The 19,492-nt window shown below is 74.4% G+C and carries 20 protein-coding genes and 2 tRNA genes; 10 read left to right on the top strand and 12 right to left on the bottom strand.

Annotated features, from left to right (window positions below):
- Positions 1 to 81: 81 nt before the first annotated feature.
- On the bottom strand, positions 82 to 1,329 hold the full coding sequence (locus ACFWDO_RS14390) for a hypothetical protein (RefSeq protein ID WP_380326070.1): 1,248 nt from the start codon (positions 1,327 to 1,329) through the stop codon (positions 82 to 84).
- 120 nt (positions 1,330 to 1,449) lie between these two features.
- Complete coding sequence (locus ACFWDO_RS14385) at positions 1,450 to 1,845, bottom strand: chorismate mutase (RefSeq protein WP_380326073.1); 396 nt, start codon at positions 1,843 to 1,845, stop codon at positions 1,450 to 1,452.
- A gap of 81 nt (positions 1,846 to 1,926) precedes the next feature.
- Between ACFWDO_RS14385 and ACFWDO_RS14380 the strand changes: the two genes are divergently transcribed.
- The gene (locus tag ACFWDO_RS14380; protein WP_380326076.1) at positions 1,927 to 3,720 is read left to right on the top strand and encodes an AMP-dependent synthetase/ligase; all 1,794 of its coding nucleotides are present in this window, start codon (positions 1,927 to 1,929) and stop codon (positions 3,718 to 3,720) included.
- A gap of 31 nt (positions 3,721 to 3,751) precedes the next feature.
- Here ACFWDO_RS14380 and clpX read toward each other — a convergent pair whose 3' ends face one another.
- The 4 genes from clpX to tig all read right to left on the bottom strand — a co-directional run bounded on the left by clpX (position 3,752) and on the right by tig (position 8,140).
- The gene (gene clpX, locus ACFWDO_RS14375; protein WP_380326079.1) at positions 3,752 to 5,026 is read right to left on the bottom strand and encodes an ATP-dependent Clp protease ATP-binding subunit ClpX; all 1,275 of its coding nucleotides are present in this window, start codon (positions 5,024 to 5,026) and stop codon (positions 3,752 to 3,754) included.
- 144 nt (positions 5,027 to 5,170) lie between these two features.
- Entirely contained in the window at positions 5,171 to 5,887 is a 717-nt protein-coding gene (locus tag ACFWDO_RS14370; protein WP_380326082.1) for an ATP-dependent Clp protease proteolytic subunit, read from the bottom strand.
- A gap of 34 nt (positions 5,888 to 5,921) precedes the next feature.
- A complete protein-coding gene (locus ACFWDO_RS14365; RefSeq protein WP_380326085.1) occupies positions 5,922 to 6,542 on the bottom strand; it encodes an ATP-dependent Clp protease proteolytic subunit in 621 nt (206 codons plus the stop codon).
- Between the two features lie 212 nt (positions 6,543 to 6,754).
- Positions 6,755 to 8,140 (bottom strand): trigger factor, encoded by a 1,386-nt coding sequence (tig, locus tag ACFWDO_RS14360; RefSeq protein WP_380347003.1) that lies wholly within the window; start codon positions 8,138 to 8,140, stop codon positions 6,755 to 6,757.
- A 205-nt stretch (positions 8,141 to 8,345) separates the two neighbouring features.
- Here tig and ACFWDO_RS14355 point away from each other — a divergent pair, with 205 nt between their 5' ends.
- The gene (locus ACFWDO_RS14355) at positions 8,346 to 8,516 is read left to right on the top strand and encodes a hypothetical protein (protein ID WP_380322096.1); all 171 of its coding nucleotides are present in this window, start codon (positions 8,346 to 8,348) and stop codon (positions 8,514 to 8,516) included.
- A 31-nt stretch (positions 8,517 to 8,547) separates the two neighbouring features.
- Here ACFWDO_RS14355 and ACFWDO_RS14350 read toward each other — a convergent pair whose 3' ends face one another.
- Complete coding sequence (locus ACFWDO_RS14350) at positions 8,548 to 9,366, bottom strand: aspartyl protease family protein (protein ID WP_380322093.1); 819 nt, start codon at positions 9,364 to 9,366, stop codon at positions 8,548 to 8,550.
- Between the two features lie 81 nt (positions 9,367 to 9,447).
- Positions 9,448 to 9,521, bottom strand: a tRNA-Pro gene (locus ACFWDO_RS14345).
- Between the two features lie 154 nt (positions 9,522 to 9,675).
- Between ACFWDO_RS14345 and ACFWDO_RS14340 the strand changes: the two genes are divergently transcribed.
- The 5 genes from ACFWDO_RS14340 to ACFWDO_RS14320 all read left to right on the top strand — a co-directional run bounded on the left by ACFWDO_RS14340 (position 9,676) and on the right by ACFWDO_RS14320 (position 13,359).
- Positions 9,676 to 9,746 (top strand) — tRNA-Gly (locus ACFWDO_RS14340).
- Positions 9,747 to 10,246: 500 nt separating this feature from the next.
- Positions 10,247 to 11,182 carry a cysteine synthase A gene (gene cysK / locus ACFWDO_RS14335; RefSeq protein ID WP_380322090.1) on the top strand — a complete coding sequence of 312 codons (936 nt, stop codon included), beginning with the start codon at positions 10,247 to 10,249 and terminating at the stop codon, positions 11,180 to 11,182.
- 79 nt (positions 11,183 to 11,261) lie between these two features.
- A complete protein-coding gene (gene cysE / locus ACFWDO_RS14330; RefSeq protein ID WP_380322102.1) occupies positions 11,262 to 11,873 on the top strand; it encodes a serine O-acetyltransferase in 612 nt (203 codons plus the stop codon).
- Between the two features lie 122 nt (positions 11,874 to 11,995).
- Positions 11,996 to 12,349, top strand: a complete 354-nt coding sequence (locus ACFWDO_RS14325) for a GntR family transcriptional regulator (RefSeq protein WP_380322087.1) — start codon at positions 11,996 to 11,998, stop codon at positions 12,347 to 12,349.
- Positions 12,346 to 13,359 carry a DUF1648 domain-containing protein gene (locus tag ACFWDO_RS14320; RefSeq protein WP_380322084.1) on the top strand — a complete coding sequence of 338 codons (1,014 nt, stop codon included), beginning with the start codon at positions 12,346 to 12,348 and terminating at the stop codon, positions 13,357 to 13,359. The genes ACFWDO_RS14325 and ACFWDO_RS14320 overlap by 4 nt, the downstream gene beginning before the upstream one ends.
- A 90-nt stretch (positions 13,360 to 13,449) precedes the next feature.
- Here ACFWDO_RS14320 and ACFWDO_RS14315 read toward each other — a convergent pair whose 3' ends face one another.
- The gene (locus tag ACFWDO_RS14315) at positions 13,450 to 13,839 is read right to left on the bottom strand and encodes an MmcQ/YjbR family DNA-binding protein (protein WP_380322081.1); all 390 of its coding nucleotides are present in this window, start codon (positions 13,837 to 13,839) and stop codon (positions 13,450 to 13,452) included.
- Between the two features lie 135 nt (positions 13,840 to 13,974).
- Between ACFWDO_RS14315 and ACFWDO_RS14310 the strand changes: the two genes are divergently transcribed.
- Positions 13,975 to 15,111, top strand: coding sequence for an LLM class F420-dependent oxidoreductase (locus ACFWDO_RS14310; RefSeq protein WP_380322099.1), 1,137 nt, complete (start codon positions 13,975 to 13,977; stop codon positions 15,109 to 15,111).
- A gap of 3 nt (positions 15,112 to 15,114) precedes the next feature.
- Here ACFWDO_RS14310 and ACFWDO_RS14305 read toward each other — a convergent pair whose 3' ends face one another.
- Positions 15,115 to 15,546, bottom strand: a complete 432-nt coding sequence (locus ACFWDO_RS14305; RefSeq protein WP_380322078.1) for an MGMT family protein — start codon at positions 15,544 to 15,546, stop codon at positions 15,115 to 15,117.
- Between the two features lie 76 nt (positions 15,547 to 15,622).
- Here ACFWDO_RS14305 and eis point away from each other — a divergent pair, with 76 nt between their 5' ends.
- Together eis and ACFWDO_RS14295 are read left to right on the top strand one after the other, a co-directional pair.
- A complete protein-coding gene (gene eis, locus ACFWDO_RS14300; RefSeq protein WP_380322075.1) occupies positions 15,623 to 16,936 on the top strand; it encodes an enhanced intracellular survival protein Eis in 1,314 nt (437 codons plus the stop codon).
- Positions 16,936 to 17,952: a phosphotransferase gene (locus ACFWDO_RS14295; RefSeq protein ID WP_380322072.1), complete on the top strand. Its 1,017-nt coding sequence runs from the start codon at positions 16,936 to 16,938 to the stop codon at positions 17,950 to 17,952. The genes eis and ACFWDO_RS14295 overlap by 1 nt, the downstream gene beginning before the upstream one ends.
- On the opposite strand, the gene ACFWDO_RS14290 is transcribed toward ACFWDO_RS14295, so the two are convergent.
- Positions 17,943 to 18,959 (bottom strand): Fpg/Nei family DNA glycosylase, encoded by a 1,017-nt coding sequence (locus tag ACFWDO_RS14290; RefSeq protein WP_380322069.1) that lies wholly within the window; start codon positions 18,957 to 18,959, stop codon positions 17,943 to 17,945. The genes ACFWDO_RS14295 and ACFWDO_RS14290 overlap by 10 nt on opposite strands.
- Positions 18,960 to 18,973: 14 nt before the next feature.
- Positions 18,974 to 19,441, bottom strand: a complete 468-nt coding sequence (locus ACFWDO_RS14285; protein WP_380322066.1) for a ribose-5-phosphate isomerase — start codon at positions 19,439 to 19,441, stop codon at positions 18,974 to 18,976.
- Positions 19,442 to 19,492: the final 51 nt, after the last annotated feature.

The following is a 19,492-nucleotide window of genomic DNA, read 5'->3' as shown; positions in this document are numbered from 1 at the left end:
GCCGCAATTCTGCGGCCCGCACGAACTACCTCGGCATTTTTCGAACTACCTCGGCAAATCTGGGACTACCTCGGCACCGCCCTACCTCGGCGTGGTGAACCGGTCACCGTCGCCGCTCATCGTGGCGGCGACCTCCTTCGGCGTGCCGTCGTCGTGCCACCGCAGCGTCGCGCCGACGCCGTCCATCAGGTCCACGGAGCCCTCGGGCGCGAACGTCAGCGCGGCGTCCTGCGCGATGGCGGCGCGCAGGAGGGCGGACGGCGCGGGCAGCTCTTCGAGCCCGTCGGTGACGCCGAGGTCCTCGAGGTCGCCGCGGGAGGTCGCGACGTGCATCGGGTCCGGCCCGATCCACAGCGTGCGGCCGCCGAGCAACCCGGTGAGGTCCGCTTCCCCGGTGCCGTTGCTCGGCGCGGTGAGCACGGCGGCGGCGTCGAGGGCGAGCTGTTCGGACAGCACCAGCGCCTTCACCTGCCCGCGGGCGAGGACGGCGACCACGTCGTCGACGGACGACACGGCGCCCTCCTCGCGCCCCTGGTCCTGCCGGTACTCGGCGAGCACGACCTCGCGCCGCCGCTCCCGGTAGGAGTCGAGGGCGTCCTCGACGCTCGCCTCGAAGCTGTCCGCCCGGATGCCCGGTCCGCGCCCGCCGCCGGCGACCTCGACGGTCCGCCGCGCGGCGTCCTGGCCGAGCTCGCCGCGCACGAGGTTCACCGCGCGCACATCGCCGGTGAGCAGCACGACCTCCGGGCGCCCCTCGGCCACGCGGCGGTCGATCTCGGCCGCCACGGCGGCGGCGTTGCGCTTCCAGGAGTCCTCGGCGCGCGACTCGATGATGGCGCGCTTCGTGCCGGTGCTGGACGTCTTGCTGACCTCGTCGCTGGGTCCCTCGAACGTCTCGCGGGCGCCGCCGGGCCGTCCCACCGCGTCGCAGGGCCAGAAGTCGGCTCCGCTCCGGTCGACGGCGACGCACAGCGCGTCGACCGTCTCGTCCGCGGCGAGCGCGGCCTGCAGCAGCGCCGGGACGGGCAGCCAGACGCCCGTCGCGACGGCGGGCGGAGTACGGAGCACGCGGTCCACGGCCACGCCGCCGTCCACCGCGATGAGCACCCGGCCGTGCGCACCGGCCACCCGGGTGGGCCGCAGCACCGCGGCCTCGAGCTCGTCGAGCACCGCCGAGGGTGCGGACTGCCGCTCGAGGGAACGTCGCACCGCCCGCCAGCGGTTCGCGACGTCCCTGTCGCCCGCCTCGGCCGAGGGCGTCGCGTCCAGGTAGACGGTCGCGAACGGTCCGGGGCGGCCGACGAGGGGCTTGAGCCAGTCGATCTTCATTCGTGATCCCCCTGAGGTCCGTCGTCGGCTGTGGCCTCCAGCCTGCGACGGAAACGCGGCCGACGCCACCGCGTCGGCCGGAGGGTCACGACCCCGACGCCGGGGTCAGATCTCACCCCTTCAAGCGTAGGTGTCCAGGGCCGGCAGCTCGCCCTTGAGGCGGCCCGCGGCGTGCTCCGCGGCGATGCACTCGTGGTGCCGGATCACCTCGGAGACGATGAAGTTGCGGAACTGCTCGGTGAACTCGGGGTCGAGGCCGGCGCCCGCGGCGAGCCCCTTGAGCCGGTCGACCTGCTGCCGGTCGCGGGACGGGTCGGCCGGCGGGAGCCCACCCACGGCCTTGAGCTCGCCCACGCGCCGGGTCATCTTGAACCGCTCGGCGAGCAGGTGCACCAGCGCGGCGTCGATGTTGTCGATGCTCGCGCGCAGGTCGAGGATCTCCTGCGGCATCCCGTCGTCGGCGGGTCGGCCGGCCGGCGCGGGCACGGGTGTGGTCTCGTCGGGGGTGTCGGGCATGGGTCGATCCTACGAGCCCGCGAGCGTGTAAGGTCCCTCTTCGGCCTGAGACGGCCGACCCGACGCACGGAGAGAGAACAGATGACGGTCGCGACCACGCCGAGCCTCGTGGAGGTGCCCGAGGGCACGAGCATCAGCACCCTCCTGGCGGAGCGGGTGGCCCGGGCCGGCGATCGTCCCCTCATCGAGCGGCGCGCGACGTCGGGCGGCGCCTGGGTGCCGGTGACGGCCGGCGAGTTCCAGGCGGACGTCGTCACGGTGGCGCGCGGGCTCGTCGCCCGCGGGATCCAGGCGGGCGACCGCGTCGCCATCATGTCCCGCACGCGCTACGAGTGGACGCTGCTCGACTTCGCGGCGTGGGCGGTCGGCGCCGTCGTCGTGCCGGTGTACGAGACCTCCTCCCCCGACCAGGTGCGCTGGATCCTCGCGGACTCCGGCGCGCGCCTCGTCGTGGTGGAGACGCCCGCGCACGCCGACGCCGTGCGCCAGGTGGACGCGGAGCTGCCCGACCTCGAGGACGTCCTCGTGATCGCGACGGGGGCCGTCGACGCGCTGCGCGAGGCCGCGGCGTCCGTGCCCGCCGCCGACGTCGTCGCCCGGCGGGACGCGGTGCGCCGCGACGACCTCGCGACCATCGTCTACACCTCGGGCTCGACGGGCCGCCCCAAGGGCGCCGAGCTCACGCACGGCAGCTTCGCGCACCTCGCCATGAACGCCCGCCTCGCGCTCCCCGAGCTGCTGGAGGCGGACGGCGCACGGACGGTGCTGTTCCTGCCGCTCGCGCACGTCTTCGCGCGGCTGATCCAGGTCGCGGTGATCGCCAGCGGCTCGGTGCTCGGCCACCTCCCGGACGTCAAGACCCTCACGGACGACCTGCGGACCTTCCGGCCCACGTTCCTCCTCGCGGTGCCGCGGGTGTTCGAGAAGGTCTACAACTCGGCCGAGCAGCGTGCCGGCTCCCGCGCGCGCCGCCGCGTCTTCAGCTGGGCCGCGCGCGTGTCCGGCGCGTACTCGCGCGCACTCGACGAGGGCACGGTGCCCGTCCCGCTGCGGCTGAAGCACGCCGTCGCGGACCGGCTGGTCCTCGCGAAGCTCCGGGCGGCGATGGGCGGCGCGCTGCGGTACGCGATCTCCGGCGGCGCCCCGCTGGGCGACCGCCTGGGTCACTTCTTCCGGGGGGCGGGGCTCACCGTGCTCGAGGGCTACGGCCTCACCGAGACGACGGCGCCCACCGCGGTCAACCTGCCGTCCGACCTGCGCATCGGGACGGTGGGCCCGCCGTTCCCCGGCACCTCGGTGCGGATCGACGACGACGGCGCGGTCCTCGTCGCGGGCCCGCACCTGTTCCGCGGCTACCGCGGGCGACCCGACCTCACGGCCGAGGCCCTGGTGGACGGCTGGTTCCGCACCGGCGACGTCGGCGCGCTCGACCACGGCCACCTGCGCATCACGGGCCGCACCAAGGAGATCATCGTGACCGCGGGCGGCAAGAACGTCGCCCCGGCCCCGCTGGAGGACCGGGTGCGGGCGCACCCGCTCGTCTCGCAGGTCGTGGTGGTCGGCGACAAGCGCCCGTTCATCGGCGCGCTCGTCACCCTGGACGCGGAGATGCTGCCCGGCTGGCTCGCCACGCAGGGCATCCCGCCGATGTCCGTGGGCGCGGCCCGCACGGACCCGCGCGTGCTCGCGGCGCTCGACGCCGCCGTCGAGGAGGCGAACACCGCGGTCTCCCGCGCGGAGTCGATCCGCAAGTTCCGGGTGCTCGACGGGGACTTCACCGAGGCGAACGAGTACCTCACGCCCTCGCTGAAGGTGAAGCGGGACCTCGTGCTCCGCGACTTCGCGGACGAGGTCGACGCGCTCTACGCGCGCTGAGACGCAGGTCGAGGGCCGGCGTCCGCGAGGCTCAGGCCGACTTCTCCCGCGGGGGGCGACGGCGCACGGGCGACGTGCGCGGCACCAGCGTCGGGTTGACGTTCTCCAGCACGACCTCGCGGGTCACGACGACCCGCTCGACGTCGTCGCGGCTCGGCACGTCGAACATCACCTGCTGGAGGACCTCCTCCATGATGGCCCGCAGGCCGCGCGCCCCGGTGCCCCGCAGCAGTGCCTGCTCGGCGATCGCCTCGATGGCCTCCTGCTCGAACTCGAGCTCGACGCCGTCGATCTCGAACATCCGCTGGAACTGCTTGACGAGCGCGTTGCGCGGCTCGGTGAGGATGCGTACCAGCGCGTCGCGGTCCAGGGGCGAGACGGAGGCGATGACGGGCAGCCGGCCGATGAACTCGGGGATCAGCCCGTACTTCTGGAGGTCCTCGGGCCGCACCTCGGCGAACAGGTCGTCGTCGGCCGCGGTCTCCATGGGGGCGCTGAACCCGATGCCCCGCTTGCGGGCGCGGGAGGCCACGATGTCGTCGAGGCCGGCGAACGCGCCCGCCACGATGAACAGCACGTTGGTGGTGTCGATCTGGATGAACTCCTGGTGCGGGTGCTTGCGCCCGCCCTGCGGGGGCACCGACGCCGTCGTGCCCTCGATGATCTTCAGGAGCGCCTGCTGCACGCCCTCGCCGGAGACGTCGCGCGTGATCGACGGGTTCTCGGCCTTGCGGGCCACCTTGTCGACCTCGTCGATGTAGATGATCCCGGTCTCGGCCTTCTTCACGTCGTAGTCGGCGGCCTGGATCAGCTTGAGGAGGATGTTCTCGACGTCCTCGCCCACGTAGCCGGCCTCGGTGAGGGCCGTGGCGTCGGCGATGGCGAACGGCACGTTGAGCATCTTCGCGAGCGTCTGCGCGAGGTAGGTCTTGCCGGTACCGGTGGGGCCGATGAGCAGGATGTTGGACTTCGCGATCTCGACGGCGTCGTCGCCGTCCCGCGCGGCCTCGCCCGCCTGGACGCGCTTGTAGTGGTTGTAGACGGCCACCGCGAGGGCCCGCTTGGCCGGCTCCTGCCCGATGACGTACTGCTCGAGGAAGTCGAAGATCTCGCGCGGCTTCGGCAGCTCGGTGAGCCCCAGCTCCGCCGCCTCGCCGAGCTCCTCCTCGATGATCTCGTTGCACAGGTCGATGCACTCGTCGCAGATGTACACGCCGGGGCCGGCGATCAGCTTCTTGACCTGCTTCTGCGACTTTCCGCAGAACGAGCACTTGAGCAGGTCTGCGCCGTCACCGATCCGAGCCACCGGGAGCCTCCATGTCCTGAGTGCTGGGTCCTGCATCCATTCCACACCACGGGGGCGTCGTTGTCAGCCGAGTACCCCGGTGCGTCGTGACACGAGGTCCGCGTCCCCCTGTCGAGGAGGTCGCGGACCTCGTGACGTCGCAGGTCAGCGCGCCGCGAGGGCGGCCGGCTTGCGGCTCTCGAGCACCTGGTCGACCAGGCCGTAGTCCTTCGCCTGCGCGGCGGTGAGGATCTTGTCGCGCTCGATGTCCTCGCGCACCTGCTCCTCGGACTTGCCCGTGTGCGCCGCCAGCGTCGACTCCAGCCACTCGCGCATGCGGATGAGCTCGTTGGCGTGGATCTCGATGTCGGACGCCTGGGCGTAGCCGCCGCCCTCCATCGCGGGCTGGTGGATCAGCACGCGCGCGTTGGGCAGCGCCAGCCGCTTGCCCGGCTGGCCGGCGGCGAGCAGCACGGCCGCGGCGGACGCCGCCTGGCCGAGGCACACCGTCTGGATCTGCGGCTTGATGAACTGCATCGTGTCGTACAGCGCCGTCATGGCGGTGAACGAGCCCCCCGGGGAGTTGATGTAGATCATGATGTCGCGGTCGGGGTCCTGGCTCTCCAGGACAAGCAGCTGCGCCATGATGTCGTCGGCCGACGCGTCGTCGACCTGGACGCCCATGAAGATGATGCGGTCCTCGAACAGCTTGGTGTACGGGTCCTGACGCTTGAACCCGTAGGCCGTGCGCTCCTCGAACTGCGGCAGCACGTACCGCGACGACGGGGCGCCGTGCGGCAGCGCGACGCCGCCGGGGCGGCCCGCGGCGCCGGCCAGGTTCTGCGCCCGGAGGGCGAACTGGTACTCCTCGGAGTAGCTCACTGTGGTCTCCTCAGGTGGATGTCGGTGGGGATCGTCAGGACGCCGCGGTGCCGCCGCCGCCCGAGACCGAGGACGCGTTGGTGACCACGTGGTCGACGAACCCGTACTCGAGCGCCTCTTCCGCGGTGAACCAGTTGTCCCGGTCGTTGTCCTTGAGGATCCGCTCGAGCGGCTGGCCGGTCTGCTCGGCCGTGAGCTCCGCGAGCACCTTCTTCATGTGCATGATCAGCTGCGCGCCGATCCGCACGTCGGTCGCGGTCCCGCCGACGCCGCCGGACGGCTGGTGCATCAGCACCCGCGCGTGCGGCGTGATGTAGCGCTTGCCCTTGGCGCCCGAGGAGAGCAGGAACTGCCCCATCGACGCCGCCATGCCCATCGCGATGGTCGCGACGTCGGGCTGGATGTACTGCATCGTGTCGTAGATCGCCATGCCGGCGGTGATCGAGCCGCCGGGGCTGTTGATGTACAGCCAGATGTCCTTGTCCGGGTCCTCCGCGGCCAGCAGCATCATCTGGGCGCAGATGGCGTTCGCGTTCTCGTCGCGCACCTCCGAGCCGAGCCAGATGATGCGCTCCTTGAGGAGCCGGTTGTAGATGGAGTCGTTGAGGCCGAGGCCCGGGCCATCGGCGCGCGCCACCGGCGTCGCACCGTCCATCCGCAGCAAGTCGTTCACGTCCGTCTCCTTCGTCATCGCCGTCGATCGACCCTAACGTGCGCCGGTGCGGCGAAACGTCCCGCACCGGGCCGTTTTCGCTGCAGGCGCACACGCGGGGCCCGGCGCCGGGTCCCCGCGTACGACGACGGCCCGCACCGTCCGTGAGGACGATGCGGGCCGTCGGGGTACGTCTGGTCCGGCGGTGCCGGGGATCAGGCCTTGGCCGTCTCCTCCGGGGTCTCCTCGACCGCGTCGTCCGACGCCTCGGCCGGGGCGGCCTCCGTGTCGGTGGCGCCCTCGACCTCGGCGGCCGCGGCGTCCTCCTCCTCGGTGCCGATGAACTCGGTCAGGTCGACGACGTTGCCGTCGGAGTCCTTGACCTCGATCTCGCGCAGCGCGACCGCGAGGGCCTTCGAGCGCGCGACCTCACCGACCATGGCGGGGATCTGGCCGCCCTGGTCCAGGCTGGAGATGAACTGGTTCGGGTCCATGCCGTACTGCTGCGACGCCTGCACCAGGTACTCGACGAGCTCGCCCTGGCCGACCTGCACCTCGAGCTGCTCGGCGAGCGTGTCCAGCAGGATCTGGTTCGTGAGCGCCTTGGTGGCGTCCTCGGTGACCTCGGCGCGGTGCTCGTCGTCCTCGAGGCGGTTCTCCGACTCCAGGTGGCGGTGCACCTCGGCCTCGACGGCGCCCGACGGCACCGGGACCTCGACGGCCTCGAGCAGCTTCTCGAGCAGCAGGTCGCGCGCGGCGACGGCCTGGTTCGACGTCTTGATCGACGCGACCTGCTCGCGCAGGTCCGCCGTCAGCTCCTCGAGGGTGTCGAACTCGGAGGCGAGCTGGGCGAAGTCGTCGTCCGGCGTCGGCAGGTCGCGCTCCTTGACGGCGGTGGCCGTGACGGTGACCTGCGCCTCCTCGCCCTCGTGCTCGCCGCCGGCGAGCTTCGTGGCGAAGGTCGTGGTCTCGTCCGTCGACAGGCCGGTGAGCGCCTCGTCGAGGCCCTCCAGCATGTTGCCGGCGCCGATCTGGTAGGAGACGCCGGAGACCGAGTCGATCTCCTCGTCGCCGATGACGGCCTTGAGGTCGATGACGACGTAGTCGCCCTCGGCGGCCGGGCGGTCGACGCCCACCAGGGTGCCGAAGCGCTCGCGCAGCGCGTCGAGGCGCTCCGTGACGTCCTCGTCGGTGACCTCGGTCGAGTCGACCGTGATCTCGATGCCCGACAGCTCGGGGAGGGTGATCTCCGGGCGGACCTCGACCTCGGCCGTGAACGCGAGCTGGCCCTCGCCGGCGGCGGCGGGGATCTCGGTGACCTCGACCTCGGGCTGGCCCAGCGGGCGCAGCGACTCCGACGTCACAGCGTCGCGGTAGAAGCCCGACAGCGCGTCGTTCACCGCGTGCTCGACGACCGCACCCCAGCCGACGCGCTGGTCGATGATGCGCGGGGGAACCTTGCCCTTGCGGAACCCGGGGATGTTCACCTGCTCGGCGATGTGCTTGTACGCGTGGTCGATGCTCGGCTTGAGCTCGTCGTACTCCACCTCGACGGTCAGCTTGACCTTGGTGGGCTCCAGGGTCTCGACGGCGCTCTTCACTTCGATGGTCTCCAACGGTTCGGGTGCGTGCGCGCGCGTCTCACCGGCGCGAGCCGGCCTGGTTGCTGCGGCGCGGGGTGCGGGGACCGTACGACGGGCGTACGGGCAACCCGTCCATGCTACGGCACGCGGCCCTCGCGGAGATACCGTCGTGAGCGATCCCACCCGGCATCCCGCCCGGCCCCGCTCGTGGCACCCTGGGCCGATGTCGACGAAGCCGAGGCGCGGCGCGCAGGGCACCGGGACGGTCACCGTCCGCTACACGCGGCCCGAGCTGGACTTCTTCGGCCAGCCCACGGGCGACGTCGGCGCCGAGGTCTGCTACCTGTTCCCGCTCGACGAGCCCGACGGCTTCCACCGCGTCGGCTGCCCCTGAACGCCGCCGCCTCCCCGGCCCCGGGGAGGTCTCATGCGTCGCGACCCTCCCGGGGGACGACCGCGGCCCGCCCGCGGGGATGGTCGACCACCCAGTCCACCTGGCTGAGGAGCGGCCATCCCAGGATGGCGTCCATCGGTCGCGGCAGCGTGGCGTTCGCCCCGGACAGGTCGACGACGACGGCCGGCGAGGCCGCGAACTCGTGGCCGAGGATCGCGGGCCCGGCCAGCTCGACCAGGGCCGCCTCGCGGGTCTCCCCGGTGGTGTCCGTGCCCGCCTCCGTCCCGCGCGCCTCGACGAGCTCCGGGTGGCGCGCCGCGAACCCGGCGTCGAGGACCGTCAGCGACGCGCCGGTGTCGAGCACGACGTCGGCGGTCGCGCCGGACGGCCAGCGCGCGGCGAGGTACACGTGCCGGCCGGGGTCCAGGTAGACCGGCTCGGCGTGGATCGGACCGGCATGGTCCGGCTCCGGCCCGTCGAGGACGAGCTCGCCGTCGGCGAGGCGGTAGTGACAGCGGAACCTCGAGAGCACGTCCTGGCCGAGGAGGAACCCGTCGGGGTCGCGCTGGTCGGCGACCTCGAACGAACCCAGGCTCGTCCCGCCGAGCGCGATCGTCGCGTGCCACCGCCGCCGCTCGGAGGACGCGCCGAAGACGCCCCGGCCGGCGCCCGCCGCGGGGCGGGTGACCGTGCCGGGCGGCGCGGCGAACGCCGTCCTCGCGGCGCCCGAGTCGAGGAGCGCCCGGTGCGGCCGGCCGTCGACGGACACCGTGAGGTACGGCAGCGCCTGCCGCGGGTCCTCGGGGTCGCGGTCGACCTCCAGGGGTATCGACACCGTGGTCCGCTCCATGGTCCGCACGGTAGCGGCGCCGGCTGTCCGGACACAGGGACGCCCACCTGCGCCGGACAGGTCCGCACAGATGGGCGACGGTCGGGGTGACTGGATTCGAACCAGCGACCCTCTGCTCCCAAAGCAGATGCGCTACCAAGCTGCGCCACACCCCGTGGCCCGCCCGCCGGGCGGGGCCTCGGTCAGTGTAGTGCGACGGCACCGCCGGAACGGCACGACGTGCGCGAACGGAGGTCCGACGCACCGGCTCCCTTTTGCTAGGGTGAGCCCCGCGTTCAACCCCGGCGGCACCTGCCCCGGGACGGCCGTGCGGGCGTAGCTCAATGGTAGAGCCCCAGTCTTCCAAACTGGCTACGCGGGTTCGATTCCCGTCGCCCGCTCCCCTCCTCTTCTTCCTTCTTCCTCCCCCTCGCCCCCGAGGCGCCTTCGGCGCGCGCTCGCGCCCCCTCGTCCCCCATCGTCCGCGGCACACGCGTGCCCCTCGACCGATCGACGGCGCCGATGGATGAGATGCGCCTTGTCGATCGGTCGGCGCCTGGCTAGGCTCGGCGCCGCAAGCCGCGACAGACCGAACGCACCACGAGGAGGGCCGGGCATGACGATCGTCGTCCCCCGCGTCGCCGCCTCGTCCGCACGCAGGACGGGGCCGGCGTCGACGCTCCGCATCCCCGGGTGCGCCGCGGCGACGACGCCGCGATGCTGTCGATAGAGCGTCCACGCCACGCCCGGCCCGCCTGACGGCGGGTCCCCGGCGATCGTGCGGCGCTCGCACCGACCCCGCCGAGACGCCTGCGCTCCCCCGGCCCCCGAGGGCCCGACGGTCGCAGGCCGCGGCACACCCGCACCCCTCGCCCGCACGCTCTCATCGAGAAGGATCACCATGGCACGCATCTACGACGACGCGACGAAGCTCATCGGCCGCACCCCGCTCGTCCGGCTGGGCCGTCTCGCCGCCGGCCTCGACGCGACGGTCGTCGCGAAGCTCGAGTTCTACAACCCCGCCAACTCCGTCAAGGACCGCATCGGCGTCTCGATCATCGACGCCGCCGAGGCCTCCGGTGAGCTGCAGCCCGGCGGCACGATCGTCGAGGGCACGTCGGGCAACACCGGCATCGCCCTCGCCTGGGTCGGCGCCGCGCGCGGCTACAAGGTCGTCCTGGCGATGCCGGAGACGATGTCGAAGGAGCGCCGCGCCCTGCTGCGCGCGTACGGCGCCGAGCTGATCCTCACCCCCGGCGCGGAGGGCATGAAGGGTGCCGTCGCCGCGGCGGAGAAGATCGCCTCCGAGCGGCCCGGCGCGATCCTCGCCCGGCAGTTCGCCAACGAGGCCAACCCGAAGATCCACCGCGAGACGACGGCCGAGGAGATCTGGGCCGACACGGACGGCGAGGTCGACGTCGTCGTGGCCGGCATCGGCACCGGCGGCACCATCACGGGCGTCGGCCAGGTGCTCAAGGAGCGCAAGCCCGAGGTCCGGATCGTCGCCGTCGAGCCGGCCGAGTCGCCCATCCTCACCGGCGGCAACCCCGGGCCGCACAAGATCCAGGGCCTGGGCGCCAACTTCGTGCCCGAGATCCTCGACACCTCCGTCTACGACGAGGTGATCGACATCGACGCAGAGACCTCGGTCGAGCTCGCGCGCCGGGCCGCGAAGGAGGAGGGCCTGCTGGTCGGCATCTCCTCGGGCGCCGCGATCGCCGGGGCGCTCGAGATCGCCAAGCGGCCGGAGAACGCCGGAAAGCTGATCGTCGTCGTCATCCCCGACTTCGGCGAGCGCTACCTGTCCACGATCCTCTACTCGGACCTGCTGGACTGACGTGACGAGCCACCGCCCCGCTCCCCTCCCCGACCCGTCCGCGGGCGTGCACGACGCCGACGGCGAGGTCGACCACCCGATGCCTGACGGGCACCGCCCGGGCCTGCGCCACCTGCTCGAGATCCTCGCGGAGGACCTTGAGGCGGCGCACGCCCACGACCCGGCGGCCCGCTCGCGCTTCGAGGTGGCCCTCGGGTACCCCGGCGTGCACGCCGTCTGGGCGCACCGGGTGAGCCACCGCATGTGGCACCGGCCGGGGCTGCGCCTGCCGGCGCGCCTCCTGTCGCAGGCCGCGCGGTGGATCACGGGGATCGAGATCCACCCCGGGGCGCGGATCGGGCGGCGGCTCTTCATCGACCACGGCATGGGCGTGGTCATCGGCCAGACGGCGGTGGTCGGCAACGACTGCGTGCTGTTCCACGGCTCCACGCTGGGCGGCCGGTCGATGACACGCGGCAAGCGGCACCCCACCCTGGGCGACCGGGTGATGGTGGGCGCCGGCGCCAAGATCCTCGGGCCGCTGTGGATCGGCGACGACGCGCAGATCGGCGCGAACGCCGTCGTCACCCGCGACGTGCCCACGGGGATGGTGGCAGTGGGCGTGCCCGCCCACGCGCGCACCCCCGGTCACCGGCCGGACCACGGCCAGCACGTCGAGGATGCCTCCGAGCTCCTCGAGTACGTCATCTGACGGTGTCGATCTAGGCGCGCCCCGCCCGACGGCCCGCGTCCCCCGCCCGGCGGGCGGGCGCGGGCCGTCGTCGCACCCCGGACGGATTGTTCTAGTTGCCTTAGAACAACTAGCATGGGCACGTGCTCTGGAGGATCGACCCCGCGGCCGACGAGCCGCTCTACGCGCAGCTCGTCGCCCAGGTGCGCCTCGCCGTCGCCCGCGGCGAGCTGCCCGCGGGCGAGCGGCTGCCCGCGGCCCGCGAGCTCGCGGCGTCCCTCGACGTCAACGTGCACACCGTCCTCAAGGCCTACCAGGCCCTGCGCGACGACGGCCTGATCGAGCTGCGGCGCGGCCGCGGCGCCGTCACGACGGGGGCCGGCCCGGACCTGAGCCTCGTCGAGCAGGCCCTGTCCGACCTGGTCGCCGCCGCCCGGCGCGCGGGCCTCTCCGCGGAGACCACCACCACCCTCGTCAAGGAGGCGATGCACCGATGACAGCGATGCACGGAGCGAGCACCGACACCGCGCCGGAGGCCTGGCGCGCCCGCGCCCGGCGCACGATGGCCTGGGCCACCGCCGCCGGGGGCGCTCTGGTCCTCGCGGCCGGGATCGTGGCCCTCGCGTGGCTCGACGAGCTGCCCGACGAGATCGCCTCCCACTGGAGCGGCGGCGGGGCGCCCGACGGCTTCTCGGGCCCCGTGGTGTTCACGCTGCTGCTCGTCGGGGTCGCGGCGGGCCTGCTGGTCCTCTTCTGGTTCATCGGCACCGCCGCCGGCAGCGCGGCGTCGACACGGCGGATCGCCGCGGCCGGCAGCGTCTGGTCCGGCGGCTTCGTCGGCGGCACCCTCCTGACCACGCTCGCCCCGCAGCGGGGCCTCGCCGACGTGTCGCAGGTGACCGTCGACGGCGGGGCGACCGCGCTCGCGCTGCTGCTCCCCCTCGTACCGGCCGTCCTGGCCGCGGTCCTCGCCCCCGGAGACCCAGCCCTCCCCGCCGACGAGCCGGTCGCCGACGACGCGCCGCGCGCCCCGCTGCGCGACGGTGAGCGTGCGGTCTGGCTCCGGCGCGCGACCGGCGGCCCGGGACTCGCCGTCGGCATGGTCGCGATCCTCGTGACGGCGGCGCTCGCCGTCGTGCTCGAGACCTGGGCGATGCTCGCGGTCCCGGTCGTGCTGGCCGCCCTGTTCGCCGCCATGTTCGCCTTCACCGTCCGCGTCGACGCCACCGGGCTGACGGTCCGCTCGGTGCTGGGCTGGCCCGGCACCCACGTGCCCGCCGACGAGGTGCTCGCCGCGTCCGTGACCGAGGTCCGGCCGTTCGGCGAGTTCGGCGGCTGGGGGTGGCGCGTCGGTCGCGGCGGCCGGACCGGGGTGGTGCTGCGCGCCGGCGAGGCGCTGCTCGTCGAGCGCACCGGCGGGCGGTCGATCGTCGTCACGGTCGACGACGCGGCCACCGGCGCGGCCCTGCTCAACACCGTGGCCGACCGCTCGCGCGCCGCGCGCTGACCGGCGCGTCCCGGAGCGCACGAACCGGGCCCGCGGGCTCGCGGACCGGGCCCGCGGGCTCGCGGACCGGGCCCGCGGACCGCGGACCGCTCAGGCCAGCAGCTCCGGGTGCGCCGCGGCGACCCGGCGGGGCGCCTTGGCGAGCCAGGCGTCCAGGATCAGCTCGCGCAGCGCGGCGTCGTCCACCGCCTCCAGCCGCACGAGGACGACCGGCACCCCGTCGAGGTGCGGGATGGTGAACGTCTCGGGGCGGGCGGCGAGCACCGCCTCCTTCTCCCCGAGGTCCTCCACGACGACCGCGAGGATCGGCCCCTCGGGGACGGGGTCGTCGCCGAACCGCCGCAGGTCGGCCTTGCTGAACGGGCGGTGCCACGTGAACACCCGCCCGGACACCGCCCAGGCACGGTTCCGGAACGTCGTCGTCTCCGTCACCTCGGGCAGCGCCGCGGCCGCGCGGCCCGCGTCGTCGATCGTCGCCATCCCCCGAACCTAGCCGCGCGCCCGCGGCGCGCACGGCGTCGGCTAGGGTGTGACGGGCATTACCCCGTACTGCGGGTACCGGACACTTTCCGGCGGTCCCATCTCGACGAGGAGCATCCCCGCCCCATGAGCACGCTGCGCATCGGCATCCAGACCGGCTACTGGTCCCGCAAGCCCCCGAAGGGCATCGTCCCCGCGCTGGTCGCGGCCGAGGCCCTCGGCCTCGACTCGGTGTGGACGGCGGAGGCCTACGGGTCCGACGCGTTCACCCCGCTGGCCTGGTGGGGGTCACGCACGCGACGCCTGCGGCTCGGGACCGGCATCGCGCAGATGGCGGCCCGCACGCCTACCGCCACCGCGATGCAGGCGATCACGCTCGACCACCTGTCGGGCGGTCGCTTCGTGCTGGGTCTCGGGGCCTCCGGCCCGCAGGTCGTCGAGGGCTGGTACGGCCAGCCCTACCGCCGCCCGCTGGCGCGGACGCGCGAGTACGTGGACGTGGTGCGCCAGGTCTTCGCCCGCGAGCGCCCCGTGACCGCGGACGGCGAGTTCTTCCGCCTGCCCCTGCCCGCGGACGCCCCCGGCGCCACGGGCCTCGGCAAGGCGCTCAAGCCGACCGTGCACCCGCGCCGCGCCGACATCCCGATCGTGCTCGCGGCCCAGGGCCCCAAGAACGTCGCCCTCGCGGCCGAGATCGCCGACGGCTGGATGGCCGGCTTCTACGCCCCGAAGGCCGACGCCGAGCACCGCGAGCTCCTGTCCGCCGGGTTCGCGCAGCGCGCCGACGAGCGCACCCCCGCCTCGGAGTTCGAGGTCCTCGCGACGGTGCCCGTCGTCGTGCGCGACGACGTCGAGGCCGCGGCGGACGTCATCCGCCCCCACATCGCCCTGTACGCGGGCGGCATGGGGTCCAAGGAGGCCAACTTCCACAAGGCCTCGCTCGACCGCCTGGGCTACGCCGCCGAGCTCGACGAGGTGCAGGCGCTGTATCTCGCCGGCCGCAAGGAGGACGCGGCGCGCGCCGTGCCCACCGCCCTCGTCGAGGAGATCGCCCTGGTGGGCCCCGCGGACAAGGTGGCCCGCGACCTCGCGCGCTGGGACGACACCGCCCTGACCACGCTGCTGCTGCAGGGCGACCCGTCCTCGATGCTCACCGTGCTCGCCGCCTCGCAGGCCGCCCGGAGGACCGACGACGGCGGCACGCCCCTCGGTGCTCGCGTGCGCGCCGTCGCCGGCACCGCCGCCGCGCGGGTGGCACCCTCGAAGGCCTGACCGTCAGACCGCCGCGCCGTCGTCCTCGGGGAACCAGACGGCGCGGCGCAGGTCCACGCGCCACCCGTCGCGGCTCAGCGGGCATCCCTCCGCCCGCAGCGCGTCGAGCGCGGCGGTGACGTGACGGGCGGGCGGGGCCCCGGACGCGTTGACCACGCGCCACCACGGCACCGGGTGGTTGTCCTGGACCGGGCCCACGACGGCGGCGCCCTCCGGCACGAGGTGCGCGTACCGGTCGCCCGAGCCCGACATCACCTGCCCCACCTGCCGCGGCCCCCCGCGCCCCAGCCGCTCGCCGACGATCTCCGCGATCAGGCCGTACGTCATCGCCCGGCCCGGCGGGATGCGGCGCACCAGGGCCAGGACCTCGGCGGCGTACTCGTCCGGGCCGTCCAGGGGCTCGTCGGTGGGCGCGGTCTCGTCGGCGGCGTGCACACGCCCGACCCTACGGCCGCCCGGGCGGCGCGGAAATCGGCTGGCCGCGGGACGCGCACGGCGCCACGATCGGGCTGTGACCTCCGACCGCTCCCTCCCCCTGCCCGCCGACCTGCCCGTCGGCTACCGTTCCCGGCAGCTCACCGCCGACGACCGTCGCGCGCTGCTCGACCTCGACACCTGGGCGTTCCCCGACCCGCACTCCGTCGCCGAGTTCGACGACCTGCCGCTCCCGCTGACGTGGGAGCGGGCGGTCGGCGTCGAGCGCGAGGACGCGCCCGACGCGGGGCTCGCCGCGATCCACGCCTCGTACCCGTTCTCCCGGTTCCCCGTGCCGGGCGCCACGCTGCCCACGGCCGGCCTCACCTGGGTGGGCGTGCACCCGCAGCACCGCCGCCGCGGCCTGCTCACCGCCATGATCGACCAGCACCTCGCGCGCTGCCGCGAGCGCGGCGAGGCGCTGTCGGCGCTCTTCGCCGCGGAGGCCGCCATCTACGGGCGGTTCGGGTACGGCAAGGCGGCGGACGACCTGCGCGTCACCGTGCCGCGCGGTGCCGCCCTGCGCGACGTCCCCGGGGCTGCGGAGCACACGGTGCGAGTGGAGCACGCCGACCGCGCACGCCACGGCGAGCTCGTCGCCCGCCTGCACCGGGCCCCGGGGCTGCCCGACGACTCGGCGGGGATCAACCGGCCGGGCTGGGCGACGCGGGAGACCGACGCCCTGTGGGAGAGCTACTGGGCGGACCCGAAGACGTTCCGCGCGAGCGGGCGCGAGTCGCTGCGGATCGTCGTCGTGGAGCGGGACGGCGAGCCCCGCGGCTACGCGACGTTCCGCCGCAGCATGGACTGGCAGGTCACCGGGCCCCGCGGCACCGTGCACCTGGGCGACGTGGTGGCGCTCGACGCGGCCGCCGCCCGCGCCCTGTGGGGCGTGCTGCTCGACCTCGACCTCATGAGCAGCACGAACCCGTTCCTGCTGCCCGCCGACGACGTCGTGATGAGCCTGCTCGTCGACGCGCGGGCCGTGGACGCCCACATCACCGACAACGTGTGGGTGCGCGTCGTCGACGTCCCCGCCGCCCTCGCCGGGCGCCGCTACCAGGCCGACGTCGACGTGGTCCTCGGCGTCACCGACGCCCGCCTGCCCGACAACACCGGGTCGTGGCGCGTGCGGGCGACGGCGTTCGGCGAGGCCACGTGCGAGCGGACCGACGCCGCGCCCGACCTGGAGCTCGACGTGCGGGAGCTCGGCGCCGCATTCCTCGGCGGGACGTCCCTCGTCGCGCTGGCGGGCGCGGGGCTCGTCGTCGAGCGCTCCGCGGGCGCGCTCGCACACGCCGGCGCGGCGTTCGGGTGGCCGCTGGCCCCCGCCTGCGGCTGGGTGTTCTGATGGCCGGCGCGTTCTCCACCACGGTGACCTCCGCCGCCTGGCGGTCCGAGGTCGCCGCGTGGACCGAGGACGCGCTCGCCCGCCGGGGCGTGCGCGTCCTCGTCCCGGCCGACCAGACGCGGGTGCGCCCCTGGTCCACCCAGCTCGTCCTCGAGACCGACGCCGGGCGTGCCTGGTTCAAGGCCGGCTGCCGGGCGGCGGCGCACGAGCCGGCGCTGCAGCGGCTGCTGGCCGAGATCGCGCCCGACCAGGTCGACGCCCCGCTCGCGGTCGAGGCCGCGCGAGGATGGATGCTCACCGCCGACCGCGGCGCGACCCTGCGCGAGCGCCGCGACCCGTCGACGGCCGACTGGGCCGCCGTGCTCGTGCGGTTCGCGCGCCTCCAGCAGGACGTCGCCGAGCGGCGCGACGAGCTCCTGGCGACGGGCCTGCCCGACTGCTCCCCCGGCACCCTGCCCGGCCGGTTCGACGCCGTCCTGGACCACCTGCGGACGCTGCCGCCGGGGCACCCCGTCCGGCTCGACGAGACGACCGCCGCCGCCCTCGACCGCGCGCGACCCGCCGTCCGCGCCGCCGCCGACCTCCTCGCCGCAGGCCCCCTGCCGGCCACGCTGCAGCACGGCGACCTGCACCCGGGCAACGTGTTCGAGACGGGCGGCGCGCTGCGCGTCTTCGACCTCGGCGACGCGCAGTGGGCGCACCCGCTGGAGGTGCTCGAGGTGTCCTCGGCGGTCGCCCGCGACGCCGGGGTGGCCTGGGCGCCCGTCGAAGCCGCGTACCGGTCGTCGTGGGAAGCGTGGCTCGCGGCGCGCGGCCTGCCCGGGTTCGACGACGGCGCGACCGGGGGCGAGGGCGCCGGCTGGGACGGCCTGCGCCGCGCCGCCGGTACCGTGCACGCCGTCAACCGCGCGTGGGCGTGGTGCGGGGCGCTCGCCGAGGCCACCGACGCCGAATGGGCGGACTGGGGCGAGGCCCCGGGCCGCCACTTGTCCGGGGTGCTGCGGCGTCAGGCCTGACAGACCCCGCACCAGAAGAGGTTGCGGCCGGCCAGCTCCTTGGTGAGCACCGGGGCGCCGCACACGCGGCACGGCAGCCCGTCGCGGTGGTAGACGTAGAAGGCCTCGTCGGCCGGGACGGCGCCGACCGTGCCGTCGGTGTTCTGGCGGGTGCGACGGGCGGCGACGTGCACGCCGTCGGGGACGCGGTGCTCGGGGCGGGTCGTGACGATCGCGCCGGTGGCGGCCCCGTCGCGCATGAGGACCACGAGGTCGTCCCACATCGCGGCGAGGGCGGCCGCGGGCACGTCGCGCCCCGGCCGCAGGGGGTCGAGCCCGGCGCGGAAGAGCGCCTCGGCGCGGTAGATGTTGCCGACCCCGGCGATCACCGCCTGGTCCATGAGCTGCTGACCGACCGTCACGCGCGAGCGCCGCACGCGCTCGACGAAGGCCGTGCGGGACCCGTCGCCCCCGTCGCGGATGGGGTCCGGCCCGAGGCGCGCCTCGACGGCCGCCTTCTCGCGGTCCGTGAGCACCTCGCACGCCGTCGGCCCGGTGAGGTCCGCGACGGCGTGGGCGCCCACCAGGCGCAGCCGCACCGCGCCGCGCGGCGCCGGCGGGGTCCAGTCCCCCGCCCCGGGTGCCTGCTCGTCCGCACCAGGATGGATCGGGTCGGGGAGGTCCGGCGTCGTCTCCCGCTCGCCGATGCGGCGGCGCGGCGCGCCGATCGCGTGCACGACGTCGGCGCTGCCGTCGCCCGCGAACGTCCACGCGCCGTAGAGGCCCAGGTGCACGCGCAGCCAGCGCACGTCGTCGGCCGCCGCGGCGGCGTCGTCGTCCGAGCCCACGGGCGCGAACGCGCAGAACAGCTGCTTGCCCCACGCCTCGACGGCCGCCACGCGGCGGCCGTCGAGCAGCGCGGCACCGCCCGCGAACCGGCCCTGCGGGCTCGAGACGGCGAGCGGCTGCCCGCCGAAGAGCCCGTCCAGGGCGCGCGCGAGGCGGTGGACGGTGTGGCCTTCGGGCACGTCGGTCGATCAGCTCAGGAGATGGCGGACACGTCGTGCGACGCCTCGTACGCGGCCATCTTGTCGATCCGGCGCTGGTGGCGGGCGTCGCCGCTGAACGGCTCCGCGACGAACGCCTCGACGAACGACGTCGCCTCCTCGACGGGGTGCATGCGCCCGCCGACGGCGATGACGTTGGCGTCGTTGTGCTGGCGGCCCAGGCGCGCGGTCTCCAGCGACCAGGCAAGCACCGCGCGGACGCCCACGACCTTGTTCGCGGCGATCTGCTCGCCGTTGCCCGACCCGCCGATGACGATGCCGAGCGAGCCCGGCTCCGCCACGACCGCCTCGCCCGCGGCGATGCAGAACGCGGGGTAGTCGTCCTGCGGGTCGTACTCGTGCGCCCCGTGGTCGACGACGTCGTGCCCGGCGGCGCGCAGGTGGTCGACGAGGTGGGACTTGAGCTCGTATCCGGCGTGATCGGCGGCGATGTGCAGACGCATGGCCCCATTCTCCCCCACGACGGGACCGTCCCACACGAGGACGGGGCGCCG

Origin of the sequence: Isoptericola sp. NPDC060185 (assembly GCF_042728595.1) — a bacterium.
Classification (GTDB): domain Bacteria; phylum Actinomycetota; class Actinomycetes; order Actinomycetales; family Cellulomonadaceae; genus Isoptericola.
This window is presented reverse-complemented; position numbering and strand designations above follow the sequence as displayed.

Bases quoted from the DNA above. Each gene is read 5' to 3' on its own strand.
- ACFWDO_RS14390 (WP_380326070.1), bottom strand. From the start codon at position 1,329: ATGAAGATCGACTGGCTCAAGCCCCTCGTCGGCCGCCCCGGACCGTTC.
- ACFWDO_RS14385 (WP_380326073.1), bottom strand. From the start codon at position 1,845: ATGCCCGACACCCCCGACGAGACCACACCCGTGCCCGCGCCGGCCGGC.
- ACFWDO_RS14380 (WP_380326076.1), top strand. From the start codon at position 1,927: ATGACGGTCGCGACCACGCCGAGCCTCGTGGAGGTGCCCGAGGGCACG.
- ACFWDO_RS14365 (WP_380326085.1), bottom strand. From the start codon at position 6,542: ATGGACGGTGCGACGCCGGTGGCGCGCGCCGATGGCCCGGGCCTCGGC.
- ACFWDO_RS14355 (WP_380322096.1), top strand. From the start codon at position 8,346: ATGTCGACGAAGCCGAGGCGCGGCGCGCAGGGCACCGGGACGGTCACC.
- ACFWDO_RS14350 (WP_380322093.1), bottom strand. From the start codon at position 9,366: ATGGAGCGGACCACGGTGTCGATACCCCTGGAGGTCGACCGCGACCCC.
- cysK (WP_380322090.1), top strand. From the start codon at position 10,247: ATGGCACGCATCTACGACGACGCGACGAAGCTCATCGGCCGCACCCCG.
- cysE (WP_380322102.1), top strand. From the start codon at position 11,262: ATGCCTGACGGGCACCGCCCGGGCCTGCGCCACCTGCTCGAGATCCTC.
- ACFWDO_RS14320 (WP_380322084.1), top strand. From the start codon at position 12,346: ATGACAGCGATGCACGGAGCGAGCACCGACACCGCGCCGGAGGCCTGG.
- ACFWDO_RS14315 (WP_380322081.1), bottom strand. From the start codon at position 13,839: ATGGCGACGATCGACGACGCGGGCCGCGCGGCCGCGGCGCTGCCCGAG.
- ACFWDO_RS14295 (WP_380322072.1), top strand. From the start codon at position 16,936: ATGGCCGGCGCGTTCTCCACCACGGTGACCTCCGCCGCCTGGCGGTCC.
- ACFWDO_RS14285 (WP_380322066.1), bottom strand. From the start codon at position 19,441: ATGCGTCTGCACATCGCCGCCGATCACGCCGGATACGAGCTCAAGTCC.